Source organism: Williamsia herbipolensis (genome assembly GCF_036153515.1).
Classification (GTDB): Bacteria; Actinomycetota; Actinomycetes; order Mycobacteriales; family Mycobacteriaceae; genus Williamsia_A; species Williamsia_A herbipolensis.
In genome coordinates, this window is the sequence record NZ_CP108021.1 from 978,213 (window position 1) to 990,701 (window position 12,489).

Consider the following 12,489-nt stretch of genomic DNA (forward strand, 5'->3'; position numbering starts at 1 on the left):
GGAAAAGCCTAGGCGTATCGCGGCGCGGGCGGTGACCGCCGTGGTCGTGGCGATGTTCGTCGCCACCGCGCTGGTCCGGGTGGTCGGGATGCCGCTGACCCGTTCGTTCGGTGACTTCGCGCGCATCGACATCGACGTGTACCGGCTCGGGGCGCAGCTGTGGCGCAACGGCGGATCGTTGTACGCCGCGGGGTCGATGCCGTTCACCACCGACGGGATCTGGCTGCCGTTCACCTACCCCCCGTTCGCGGCTCTGTCGTTCCTGCCGTTCACCGTGGTGCCTCTGGTGGTCGCCGGCGCGGCGATCGCGCTGGCGACCGTCGCGGCGACGGTGGTCGTGTCACGCATCGTCGTCGCCCGGCTGGAGATCGGACCCGCCACCCGCCGCGGGACGACCGCCCTCGCGGTCGCGACCGCTGCGCTGTGGACCAACCCCTACTGGATGACACTCGGCTTCGGACAGGTCAACGTCGTGCTGATGGTGCTCGTCGCCGTCGATCTGTTGGTACTGCCGACCGGTTCCCGGTGGCGCGGCACGCTCATCGGGGTGGCGGCCGCGATCAAGCTGACCCCGCTCGCCTTCGTCCTGTTCCTGATCGTGCGACGCGAGTGGCGGGCGACGTCTCGCGCGATCGGGACGTTCGTCGGCCTGGCTCTGCTGGGACTGGTGTGGGCGCCGGTGGATTCGGTCCGCTACTGGGGCCACACCGTCTTCCACACCGATCGCATCGGCGACCTGTCCGGCGGTATCAACCAGAGTGTCAACGGGTTCTGGATCCGGGTGCTCGGCTGGTCCGGGCCGGCCGAGCAGGTGGTGTGGGCGGTGTCGGTGGTCGGCCTGACCGCGTTGGCCGTCATGGCGTTGCGTCGCTGCGACCGCCTCGGCGGCGACGTGCTCGCGGTGTCGGTGGTCGCGGTGTGGGCGGTGATGGTCTCACCGACGTCGTGGGCGCATCACTGGGTGTGGGCGGTCCCGGCGATCATCGCGCTGGCCGTGGTGGCGGCGCGTACCGACGATCGCCTGGTGCGTCGTTCCCACGCGGCGCTCGCCGGCGTCGGCACACTGGTGATGGTGGCCGGGCCGTTCCAGTTCCTGCCCGTCCACTCGTCGCGCTGGTCGGTGGTCGAGGCCGTCGCGGGAAACGCGTACTGCCTGTGGGGACTGGCGGTCCTGGTGACGATCGTCGTGGTCGGTCAGGCGGCGGGTTCCGAGCGCTCCCCCGGGATCGCCGGCGCGGCACCCTCGGGGGCGTTCTTCAGACTTGCGGCGTAGATGTCGACGTACTTCTGACCGCTCAGGCGCATCAGTTCGTACATGATCTCGTCGGTCACCGCACGCTCGATGAAGCGGTTGCCGTTCATGCCCTCGTAGCGCGAGAAGTCCAGTGGCTTACCGATCTTCACCGTGATCTGCGCCCGCCGGGGGATGGTGGTGCCGGGCGGGTTCAGCTTGTCGGTGTTGATCATCGCGACCGGGATCACGGGGACGCCGGTCTCCATGGCGATGCGAGCGAGGCCGGTCTTGCCCTTGAACAACCGTCCGTCGGGTGAGCGTGTGCCCTCGGGGTACATACCCATCAACTCACCGGACTCGAGTTTGCGGCGCGCGGAGATGAGCGCGTTCTCGGCGGCATCGGCGCCGCTGCGATCGATCGGGATCTGGCCGACCGCGGTGAAGAACCACCGCTGGAAGCCGCCCTTCAGTCCGGTGCCGGTGAAGTACTCGCTCTTGGCGAGGAAGTAGATACGACGCGGAACGGCCATCGGAAGGTAGAAGCTGTCGACGACGGCGAGGTGATTGCTGGCGAGGATCGCCGGGCCACGCGACGGGAGATTCTCGAGACCCTCGACACGGGGTCGACCGACCAGCTTGAGGACCGGCCCCAACAGGACGTACTTGAACAGCCAGTACCACATACCCCAGCAACTCCGATCGACCCGACGTGCCCCGAATCCGCAACCACTCGCAACTGCGGACGACTCTACTCACCCACGCAGTACGGGGACACCGTCGGCGAGATCGGATCTGGCGACCGCCGCGGCACCGATCATCCCGGCGGCCTCGCCGAGTTGGGTGCTGCGGATGCGGGCCAGCCGTCGGTGACCGCTACCGGTCACCATCGCGCCGTAGTGTTCGCGCGCCTCGTCGAGGAACAGGCCACCGGCGGCACCGACACCGCCGGCCAGCACGATGAGATCGGGGTCGAAGATGTCGGCGATCATCGCCATGCCCTGACCGAGCCATCGGGCGAAGTCGGCGAACGCCGCCACCGCCACCGGGTCGCCGTCGTGCGCCGCGGCGGCCACCCGCCGACCCGTGAGCGAACCGGGGTCCTCGGCGATCTCACGCGCGAGGGCACTCGTGGGCACCCTGCCGTCGGCGACGATCTCGACGACGTTGTCGACGAGAGCCGTTCCGCTGCAATATCTCTCCCAGCATCCGCGTTTGCCGCACGAGCAGGGACGGCCGTCGACGACCACCTGCAGGTGGCCGAGCTCGGGCGCCACGCCGTGACTCCCGCGGTAGATCTCCCCCTCGAGGAGGAACCCGACGCCGATGCCGGTACCGATGGCGAGCACGATGGTGTTGTGGCCACCGGCGGCGGCACCGAAACGGCGTTCGGCGATTGCGGCCGCATTCGCGTCGTGTTCGCACGACACGGGAAGCCCTGTGCGGCCCGACATCTCGGCCGCGACGGCGGTCTCACGCCAGGGCAGGTGCGGCGCGAAGCGGACCACCGAACGGTCCGGGGTGAGGAAGCCGGCGATCGCGAGGCCCACCGCCACCACCTCCGACCGCGACCGCAGCCGGTCGACCATGTGGTCGAGACACTTCTCCAGCGCCCACGCGGTGGCGGGTGTCTGGGCACGTGCGGTGTCGACGATCTGACCCCGTTCGTCGACCACGGCGGCACGGATGCTGGTGCCGCCGATGTCGATCCCGATGGTCAGATCGCCGGTCACAACTGCGGCTCCCCGGTCTCGACCTCGACGGTGATCGGCACGAACCCGGTCGAGTGCGCCGGTCGGGTCGAGGCGGTGCGTTGTGCCCGTTCGCCGACGGCTTCGGTGAGACCCGCCGAGATGGCCTCCAGCACGGCGATGGCCGCCACGATGAGGCGGTTCACGATGTCACCGATCTCGGCGATCATCTGGTCGACGGCCTGTCGGATGGCCGGACCGAGATCGGCCGACGAGCGGTCGCCGTTGGCGGGCGGTCCCCCGTCACGATCGCTGATGACGGTGGTCGCGAACTGTTCGATCCGATCGAGCATCGCGAGGACGAGTGCACGCATCGGATCCGCGTCGGGAGGTCTCTCCCCGCGGGCCGATTCGTCCATTCCTTCTCCCTGGCGTATTCGCCGACACATGTCGGCAGGACACGCGTCATCTCCTCGTCGTTGTTCTCGCCGGTCGCACTGCCCCGACGACGGCGGATGTCAGTCGACACCCTGCCCGGTCCGGGGCCACACCGCAGGATCGGGCCGGAACCGGATGTTCAGCATGCCATCCTCCCATCGGGCATCGGTCACCGTGCACCGACGCAGGACCGACGGCAGCGACACACGGTGGCGGACACCGCTCAGCGTGACCAGGAGGTCGTCGCCGCTGCGGCCGAGGGCGAGTGATCGTGGATCGGGCAGCGGTTGCCGCCACGAGAGACGGTAGGTCGCGGTCACCCCGGTGCCCGAGAGGTGCTCGACCTCGGCCGCCCGGCTGCCCACCGCGACACCCGGCCCATCGGAGACCGCGACACCCAGTTTGCGCAGAGCGGCGACGGTCCGTGGCGGGGTCGGGAGGGACGCGACGCCGACGACGCCCACGCCGTCGCGCGGCGGTGTGGTGTCGATGTCGGCCGCCGGTTCGGCGGAGGCGACACCGGGGTTGCGGAAGACCTCCGCGGTGACGATGCCCATGAGGTCGAGGACGGCGACGTGGCGTTGCGCCATCTCGGTGCCGTGGACACCGGTGGGGACGACCACGTGCGCGTGCACGCACGTCGGGTCGAGGAGGAGCTCGACGATGTCGAGGCAGTCGGCCACCAGTGCGTCCACGACGGCCGCGCCACCGGTGAGTCGGGGGTTCTCGGCCGCACCGGCCAGTCGTCGGTGTCGGGGCCAGAGTCGCTCCACGTAGCCGGCCACCATCGCCGGGACACCGAGGAAGCCCAGCGCGTCCATCTCCCCGGAGCAGTCGAGCACGATCCGCGACCAGCGGCCGGAGACGGCCTCGTCGCGGATGCGGCGCCAGGCGAGGAGTTCGGCGATGCCGGGTAGCCCCGTCAGCTCCTCGGGGTCGATGTCGCCGAGACCCTCGGTGACGGCGCCGCCGGCGAGGGAGACCGGGCTCCGCAGACCCGACCAGGCCTCACCCAACAGCGCGAGGGTGTCGATCTCGAGCAGTGCCGCACCCTGCGAGATCGGAACGGCAACGCCCGGAGTCGAGTACACGCCGAACACCCGCGACGCCTGCCGGAACCGGTCGAGGGTGATCAGGAGTGCGCGGCCGTCGGGGCCACCCCGCACCGGCCCGACTGCGGCCGCCGCGGCGATGGTCGACACACCCGCTCCCCCCGGTCCCAGCACGAGGTGGACCGGCGCCAGATCGATCAGCCCTCGACTCGCTTCTTGAGTTCCTTGAGGGCGACGTCGGTGATGGCCTTCTCCGCGCGCCGCTTGAGCGCTCCGATGATCGGGATCGCCAGGTCGACCATCAGTTCGTAGGTCACCTTCGTCGAGCCCGACGTCTGCTGGACGAGGGAGTACCGACCCTGCTGGGCGGTCTGCAGTTCGCTGCTGATCAGGTCCCACTCGACCGCGTCGCCGGTGGGCGCCCAGGTGTACGACAACTCGTAGGTGTCGCGTAGGACCCCGGCGTCGAGGCGGAAACGCACCTGCTTGGCACGCCTGCCGTCACCGGGATCGGTGACGGTGACCTCGTCGGCCGCCGACACCCATTCGGGGTAGCGCGCGAAATCGGCGATCACCGCCATGATCGCCTCGGCGTCGGCGTTGATGACTATCGATTGTTCGGTGCGGTCGGCCATCGACTCACCCTCTCCCCACGGCCGGTTCCCCGGCCGCTCGTCCGGCTTCGAGGCGGTCCTTCACCTCGGTGGACATCGCGCGTCCGGCGACGCGTCGACGGTGGTTGGCCGACGCCAGCCATGCGGCGCGGCGGCGCGCGGAACCCTCGGCGACACCGTCGTCGGTCTCGGCGGGTTCGGCGTGCATGAAGTAGTGCAGGACGAAACCGTCGAGCACCTCCTCGAGCCAGACCTCCATGGTGCCGTTCGCACCGCCGGAGATCGACCACCGCATCCCCTGTTCGACGCGGTCCTCGACGACGGTGAGGTGCAGGTCGGGCCACCAACGCCGCCACCGCGACCGATCGGCGAGGACCCGAGGAGCGTCGTGTGCCGACGCGGCGACGAACGTCTCGTCGGCCACCTGGATGCTGCTCACCGCACTAGCTTCACACATCGACCCCGGCACACACACCGCAGCGTGCCGCATCCGCGCGGCCGTCCGCGACGGGTCTGTGTGGCGGTGGACATCGGTTCGCGGTCCATGGATCTACAGCAGCTGCATCAGTCGAGCGGCCATGGAATCCCACTGCCATTCGGACACAACGACATCGCGCCCCGCGGCGCCCATCGCGGCCGCATGTGGCCGATCGGAGAGGATCGCACAGATCGCCAACCCGACGGCCGCGACGTCGCGACCGTCCACCACCGTGCCGGTCACGCCCTCGCGCACGGTCTCGGGTGCACCGCCGGAGTCGCCGGCGACGACCGGCACGCCACACGCCGAGGCCTCGAGGAACACGATGCCGAGCCCCTCCACGTCGAGTCCGCCCCCGCGGGTCCGTGTGGGCATGGCGAAGACGTCGGCGGCCGCGTGGTAGGCCGGTACGTCCTCCGACGCCACCGATCCGGTGAACACCACGTGCTCGGCGACGCCCGCCTCGCGGGCCCTGCGTTCGAGCGTCTCGCGGTACGGTCCGCCGCCGACGATGAGCAGCCGGGTGCCGGCGACGTTGCGCCGGATGTCGGCGAGCGCGTCGATCAGGGCGTCCTGCCCCTTGCGCGGGACAAGTCGTGACAGACACAGCACCACCGGAGCGTCACCGAGATCGTGACGGTCCCGGATACGTTCGCGCGCAGCATGATCGGGAACGAAACGCCGACTGTCGACCCCGGGGGGCAGGTGTTCGAGCGCGGCGTCGGCACCGAAGGCGGCGGCGAAACGGTTGCGGGTGTAGCGACTGACGTAGGTCACCACGTCGGCGTGGGAGCCGATGTGGCCGAGCACCTGGCGGGCCACGGGGAGCATCGACCACCCCACCTCGTGGCCGTGTGTGCTGGCCACGATCCGCCGCGCGCCGCCGGCGCGGAGATGGGGGGCGAGCACCGCCAACGGTGCCGCCGCGCCGAACCAGACCGTGTGGATGTCGTGTTCGGCGATGAGGGCGCGGGCCCGTCGCGCGACCGCCGGAGTCGGCAGCATGAGGCTGGTGCGGTGGCGCACCACGGTGAACGGTTGCGCCGCGTCGAACGCCTCGCAGTCCCGCCAGCGCGGCGCGTAGACGACGATGTCGCGCGCGGGCATCCGCTCCACCAGATTCAGCAGATACGACTGGATTCCGCCGGCACGCGGCGGGAAGTCGTTGGTGACCAGCAGGGTTCGGTTCATCGATCGCTCGCGCGTCACCGTCGGGCGGCGTCGCGCAGCCACTGCTGCCAGCCGGAGATGACCGCGGCGCCGGGACCGCCGAGAGCGGCGGTCATGGCCTGCGCCTGTTGGGCCGGGGTGCTCGGCCCGCCCGCGAGGGACAGATAGAGCTTCTTCAGATCGGCCGCGCCGTGCGTCTGCGCCACGTAGGCCGCGAACGACCATGCGGTCTGATACGCGATCGGCGCCCCGGCCCCGGACACCGCGAACGCGTCGTCGGCGGGCAGCCCGGTCGGCACCGATCCGGCGGCGACCTCGGCCATCAGGTCGGGCGCGGCGTCGCTGATCGACCGGTAGGTGCCCGCGCGTCCCACGTACTCGGCGACGCCCTCGGTCACCCAGGTCGCCGCGGTCGGTTTCGTCGACGTGCGGGCGGCGACGTGTGTCAGTTCGTGTCGCAGCACCACGTCCAGAGCGGGCCCGGGCAGTCCGGTGATCGCGCCGGGGGTGAACACCACACGCTGGCCCACCGTGTATCCGCCCACCGCGTCGTCGGAGGCCGAGACGGTGGCGGCCGCAGCGGCGCTCGCGTCGGCCGGCGCACTGCGCGACAGGGCGGAGAAGACCGTGGTCGAGTCGGTCGCGACGACGACGGTCCGGCGCGGCCAGTCGGGGCCCCAGAACGCCGCGACCGCGGCGACCGCTCCCGGCATCGCCGACTGCAGGCGTGCGCCCAGCGCGCGACTGCCCGGGTAGTCGAGCACCACCGACTGCTTGCCACCGGTCGCGACACGACGCGCGGCCACCCCCGGGAAGTCGAAGAACTCCGGCGGTGGGGCGGCCGAGGTCCCCAGCAGCGGCCCCGCCTGGCCCACGATCTTCCAGTCGTCGCCGTAGCGCGCGAACACGAGCGGGTCGGTGACGGTGACCGGCGGCTCGTCGACTCCGGCGAGGGCGTACCGCAGGACGGTGGGGACGACCCAGGAATCGGAGCTGCCCGCGTCGTCGAGTCGGGACTGCACCGCCGCGGGGAGCAGTTGTTCGCCCAGACCGCCGGAGCTGGCCGGGTCGATGCGGTACTCGAGCGTGGAGAGTCCGACGTCGTGGATGGCGGTGCCCTCGGCGACGAGGGTCTGGCGGAACGCTGGGGCGGCGGTCACGTCGACCAGTGCCCCGATCGCGTTCGCGTCACCGGCTTTCTGTGCCGCGCTCAGCTTCGCCAGCGTCGCCTGCACACCGTCGGTGCGCTGTTGTTCGAAGACGTTCTTTGTCTGCGACGTCGGTGTCGTGGTGTCGCCACCCCCGTCACCGCAGGCGGCCAAGACCAGCAGTGCGACCGCGATCGGGACCGCACCCCATCGGCGCGTCACCGTCAGTAGCGCCGGGCGGAGTTGTACGGGCCGGCCTGGTCGATCGGCACGACCTTCACCGGGACGCCGAACGTCGAGGCGTGCACCACGTACCCGTCGCCGACGTACATGCCCACGTGGGACGCGTCCGGGTAGTAGATGATCAGGTCGCCGGGCCGCAGATCACCACGGGCGACCGGCGTTCCCCCGGAGAGCTGGGATTCGCTCGAGCGCGGCAGGGTCTCGCCGGCCTGCTTGAACGCCCACACCATCAGTCCCGAGCAGTCGAACTGGGTCGGTCCGGTGGCGCCCCACACGTAGGGGTCGCCGATGCGGGTGAGCGCGGCCTGCACCGCGACGACGGCTGCGGCGGTGCCCTTCGGGATCAGGGACGGGTCGAAGTCGATGTTCGGCCCACGAAGGGCGGCGAGCTGCTTGCCGGTGAGCGATTCGTAGATGGCCTTGACCTGGGCGATCTGGAGCTGCAGATCGCTCTGCTTGGCCTGCAGGTCGCCTCGGGTCCTGTCGACGGCGGCGAGGGCCTTGGCGGCCGAGTCCCGGGCGGCGACGGCCTCGGCGCGGGCCGCGGTCGCCGAGGCGCTGGCCGACTTGTAGGCCCGCAGGTCGGACGAGGTCTGACGCGAGACCATCTCGAGGCCGGACATCTGGTCGAGCAGTGACTGCGGGGAGTCGGAGACGAGCACGGCGTAGAGACGGTTCACGCGTGCACCGCGGTAGCTGGCGCGCACGAGCGCGTCGACGCGGTTCTGGAGTTCGTCGAGTCGTGACGACAGACCGTCGAGAGTCGCGGTGGCCTTCGCGGCACGGGCATCGGCGGCGGCGACATCGCGACGTCGCTGGCCGAGCTCCTCCTCGGCGCGGTGCATGGCCTCGGCCGACTTCTCGGCCTCGCGTCCGAGGGAGGTGTAGCGGGTCAGCAGTTGATCGGGCGAGCGGGGTGCGGGCTCGGCGCCCGCCGGTGTCGCGAGGGTGACGGCGAGGACCAGGGCGACCGCGAGCACGAGGGTCATCTGGACCGCCGAGATCGCACGCGCCATCGCGTTGTCGCTCACCACACGCATTCGTCGACTCACCACTTCCACCACACCGGTTCCCGGTTTCACGTCACCCGAGGGGCAGTCCGCACAACCGGGAGGAGATCAGCGCCCCCCGCCGTCCGCCGGGAAGGATACGGGTCGCCGAACCCCCGCGAGGGATGTTCGGTGACAGCCGGATCGACCGACGGCCGGATGTCTCTCAGTAGCGACGAGCGGCGTAGAAATCCATCGACTTGAGGCTGGCCTTCTGCACCGGCACACCCTCGGTGCTCGAGTGCACGATCATGCCGTTGCCGATGTAGAGGCCGGCGTGCGAGCCGCCGTTGAAGATGACCACGTCGCCGGGGCGCAGGTCGCTCTCCGACACGGGACGACCGCCGCCGAGCTGGCCGTAGCTGTCACGCGGGATGGTCTTGCCGGCCTGCTTGAACGACCAGTAGACGAGACCGGAGCAATCGAAGGCGCGGGGACCCGCGGCGCCGTAGACGTACGGCGAGCCGATGCGGGTGAGCGCGGCCGACGCGGCGCGCTGACCGAGAGCGCCGTTGCGTCCGAACAGATCGGGCGACGACTCGGGGCCGTTCGGCTTCGGCTTGGCCTTGAACTGCGGCGGGATCTGGTTCTCGGTGATGCCGGGGATCTCGAACGTCCCGATGCCGGGGACGGTCACCGGGGCGGCCAACGCGGGTCCTGCCCCCATCGCCACGGTGCCCAGGGTGATCGACCCTGCGATCACAGCTCCTCGCGCCGTCTTGAGACCGGTGCTGGGCTGTTCCAAACGATGTTTCGCCACGAAGCGAGTTCTCCTCAGATCTTCCTCGACCGCCTACCGGGTTAGCTGTCGGATTCGGGCCGGAAGACTGGCCCTACCCCCGTGAGAGCGCGCGGACGTGCGAGATCTGATCCCGACCGGCCGCTCGAACACACGGAGGATTCACCCCGATCGGACTGGGTCCGAAGTGATGGTTCCCCGATTCGCCCCTGGGGGCGATTGAGCGGTGACCTCGCGATCCGCGACTTGGCGTCGCGGGACACCCCGCAAGGTCTCGGAAAGGTTACGAAACCGTACGTCGATCTGTCCACCGGGACACGAGTTCGGCGCGTTGCCGCGTGAAAGGTCAGCCTGCGCGTAGTTCTCGCACGTCAGCGAGGTGCTGCGAGTCGTGACCACGCGTTTCGGTGACGATCGGTTCGCGACGCGCGGACGGGCCGACCAGTCCCAGGCCGACGAACACCTCGACGGCGTCACGGACCGCGTCGACGTCTCCGGCGGCCGGCGGCGGCACCGAGCGCAGACCATCGGTGCTGTTCACCGCAGTGGGCAGTCCGACGAACACGGTCATCATGCAGCCGTCGCAGGACCGGGGACGACCGGGGCACGTCGCGCAGTCGATGTGCATTGTGATCTCCATCTCATTTGTGCCGGGAAGGCGTTCGGGCGGAATGCAACGGCGTCGAGCTGTCCGATCCGCGGTCTCTCACCGGTGTCGGCCGGTATGACGGGGACGCTAGACACCCCCTCCGACAACCCGACCGCGCTCGCGGCTCCGGGCGTGGTTGTCGGGGTGTCGAACTAACGTTCGCCTCATGCGTCACCCTCATCACATGGGCACCGCCGAATCGACGACGTCGTGACCGCCGCCGACGTCGACGACCGCGGCGTGCAGTTGGCCTTCGACGAGATCGGGGACCTCGGCAACGACACCCCGTTACGGGAGACGACCTTCGTCGTGGTGGACCTCGAGACGACCGGCGGCAGCCCGGTCGCCGACCGCATCACCGAGATCGGCGCGGTCAAGGTGCGCGGAGGGGAGATCCTCGGCGAGTTCGCCACGCTGATCGATCCGGGATGCGCCATCCCCCGGCACATTGTCGCCCTCACCGGCATCACCGAGGCGATGGTCTACCGGGCCCCGAGGATCGAGGAGGTGTTGCCCGCGTTCCTCGAGTTCGCCGACGGGTGTGTGCTCGTGGCGCACAACGCCCGCTTCGACACCGGCTTCCTGCGCGCCGCCGCGACGGCCCAGGGCCGACCGTGGCGGTTCCGTCGCGTGCTGTGCACCGTCACCCTCGCCCGGCGGGTGTTGCCGCGCGACGAGGCGCCGACGGTGAAGCTCTCCGCACTCGCCCGCCTGTTCGCCGTCGGCACCACCCCGACGCACCGCGCCCTCGACGACGCCCGCGCCACCGTCGAGGTGATGCACGCCCTGTTCGAACGGGTGGGCAACCTCGGCGTCCACACCTATCGCGAACTCGTCGAGTTCCTGCCGGGTCTCACCACCGCCCAGCGCGCGAAACGCACCATCACCGACGGTCTCCCGGCACGGCCCGGGGTCTACCTCTTCCGCGGTCCCTCCGGTGAGGTCCTCTACGTCGGCACCGCCACCGATCTGCGCCGACGGACACGGCAGTACTTCACGGGCTCGGAGACGCGGCCGAGGATGCGCGAGATGATCTCGCTCGCGACCCGGGTCGATCACGTCGAGTGCGCCCACCGGCTCGAGGCCGGGGTCCGGGAACTGCGACTGCTGGCCGCACACGCACCCGCCTACAACCGCCGTTCCAAGACGCCGCACGCCGGGTGGTGGGTGGTGCTCACCGACGAGGCTTTTCCCCGCTTCACGGTGAGCCGCCGTCCCGGCGAGGTGTCGGTGGGGCCGGTGCGGGTGCGCTCCGACGCCGCCGCCCTGGCCGATCTCGTGGCCGACGTGTGCGGGTTGCGGACGTGCACACGGCGGATCGGGGCGTCGGGTCGGCACTCCTGCGGGCTGACCGATGCCGGCCGACGACCGGTCGGCGGGTGTCGCGGCGCCGGCGCCGAACCGGTGAGCGCAGAGGAGTACGCACCGGTCGCGGCGCGCGCCCGGGCGATCCTGGTCGGCGACGACGACTCGCCGTTGGAGTCGGTCCTCGACCGCCTCGACGTCCTCGCCGCGGCGGAGATGTTCGAGACCGCGGCACGCCTGCGCGACCAGCTGTCGACGACGCTGTCGTCGCTGGAGCGCTGCCAGCGGCTGGCGTCGCTGTGCGCGATCGCCGAGCTGGTCGCCGCGCGGTCCGACGGCGCGGGCGGATGGGAACTCGCGGTGATCCGCCACGGACGCCTCGCCGCCGCGGGGGTCGCCGTCCGCGGGGCCCCGCCGGTGGCGATAGCGGAGGCGTTGGCGGCGTCGGCCGAGACGGTGGTGCCCGGTCCGGGTCCCCTGCGGGGGGCAGCGGCCGAGGAGGCCGCCCTGGTGCACGCGTGGCTCGTGACGCCGGGTACGAGGATCGTCTGCAGCACAGAGGGTTTCGTCATGCCTGTGCGGTCCACGGCCCGGTGGTCGCAGTGGCGTGACCGGGCGGGCGCGGCGCGGTCGCGATCACGGGAACTGCTGTCGCTGGCGGGCTGATCGCGTTGTCGCGGAC

At 70.6% G+C, this 12,489-nt stretch carries 13 protein-coding genes and 1 riboswitch; of the genes, 2 read left to right on the forward strand and 11 right to left on the reverse strand.

Annotated features, from left to right (window positions below; all coding sequences use genetic code 11):
- Window positions 1-31 precede the first annotated feature (31 nt).
- Window positions 32-1,273, forward strand: a complete 1,242-nt coding sequence (locus OG579_RS04420; RefSeq protein ID WP_328858233.1) for a glycosyltransferase 87 family protein — start codon at window positions 32-34, stop codon at window positions 1,271-1,273.
- Here the strand turns inward: OG579_RS04420 and OG579_RS04425 are convergent.
- From OG579_RS04425 to OG579_RS04475, 11 genes are all read right to left on the reverse strand, one after another.
- Window positions 1,195-1,917 carry a lysophospholipid acyltransferase family protein gene (locus tag OG579_RS04425; RefSeq protein ID WP_045823095.1) on the reverse strand — a complete coding sequence of 241 codons (723 nt, stop codon included), beginning with the start codon at window positions 1,915-1,917 and terminating at the stop codon, window positions 1,195-1,197. The genes OG579_RS04420 and OG579_RS04425 overlap by 79 nt on opposite strands.
- A 69-nt stretch (window positions 1,918-1,986) precedes the next feature.
- Entirely contained in the window at window positions 1,987-2,964 is a 978-nt protein-coding gene (locus OG579_RS04430) for an ROK family protein (RefSeq protein WP_328858234.1), read from the reverse strand.
- Window positions 2,961-3,341: a hypothetical protein gene (locus OG579_RS04435; protein WP_328858235.1), complete on the reverse strand. Its 381-nt coding sequence runs from the start codon at window positions 3,339-3,341 to the stop codon at window positions 2,961-2,963. Before OG579_RS04435 ends, OG579_RS04430 begins: the two co-directional genes overlap by 4 nt.
- 99 nt (window positions 3,342-3,440) lie before the next feature.
- Complete coding sequence (locus OG579_RS04440) at window positions 3,441-4,586, reverse strand: ArsA family ATPase (protein WP_328858236.1); 1,146 nt, start codon at window positions 4,584-4,586, stop codon at window positions 3,441-3,443.
- A gap of 23 nt (window positions 4,587-4,609) precedes the next feature.
- Complete coding sequence (locus OG579_RS04445) at window positions 4,610-5,047, reverse strand: SRPBCC family protein (protein ID WP_328858237.1); 438 nt, start codon at window positions 5,045-5,047, stop codon at window positions 4,610-4,612.
- A gap of 4 nt (window positions 5,048-5,051) precedes the next feature.
- Window positions 5,052-5,465 carry a hypothetical protein gene (locus tag OG579_RS04450; RefSeq protein WP_328858238.1) on the reverse strand — a complete coding sequence of 138 codons (414 nt, stop codon included), beginning with the start codon at window positions 5,463-5,465 and terminating at the stop codon, window positions 5,052-5,054.
- Between the two features lie 111 nt (window positions 5,466-5,576).
- Window positions 5,577-6,695, reverse strand: coding sequence for a glycosyltransferase family 4 protein (locus tag OG579_RS04455; protein WP_328858239.1), 1,119 nt, complete (start codon window positions 6,693-6,695; stop codon window positions 5,577-5,579).
- 14 nt (window positions 6,696-6,709) lie between these two features.
- Entirely contained in the window at window positions 6,710-8,044 is a 1,335-nt protein-coding gene (locus OG579_RS04460; protein WP_328858240.1) for a hypothetical protein, read from the reverse strand.
- 2 nt (window positions 8,045-8,046) lie between these two features.
- Window positions 8,047-9,120, reverse strand: a complete 1,074-nt coding sequence (locus OG579_RS04465; RefSeq protein WP_408068798.1) for an NlpC/P60 family protein — start codon at window positions 9,118-9,120, stop codon at window positions 8,047-8,049.
- A 160-nt stretch (window positions 9,121-9,280) separates the two neighbouring features.
- Window positions 9,281-9,874 carry a C40 family peptidase gene (locus OG579_RS04470; protein ID WP_045823101.1) on the reverse strand — a complete coding sequence of 198 codons (594 nt, stop codon included), beginning with the start codon at window positions 9,872-9,874 and terminating at the stop codon, window positions 9,281-9,283.
- A 15-nt stretch (window positions 9,875-9,889) separates the two neighbouring features.
- Window positions 9,890-10,089, reverse strand: a riboswitch (cyclic di-AMP (ydaO/yuaA leader).
- Window positions 10,090-10,199: 110 nt separating this feature from the next.
- Window positions 10,200-10,427, reverse strand: coding sequence for a hypothetical protein (locus OG579_RS04475; protein WP_328858241.1), 228 nt, complete (start codon window positions 10,425-10,427; stop codon window positions 10,200-10,202).
- Between the two features lie 285 nt (window positions 10,428-10,712).
- On the opposite strand from OG579_RS04475, the gene OG579_RS04480 reads away from it, so the two are divergent.
- Window positions 10,713-12,473, forward strand: coding sequence for a DEDD exonuclease domain-containing protein (locus tag OG579_RS04480; protein ID WP_408068747.1), 1,761 nt, complete (start codon window positions 10,713-10,715; stop codon window positions 12,471-12,473).
- The last annotated feature ends 16 nt before the right edge of the window (window positions 12,474-12,489 follow it).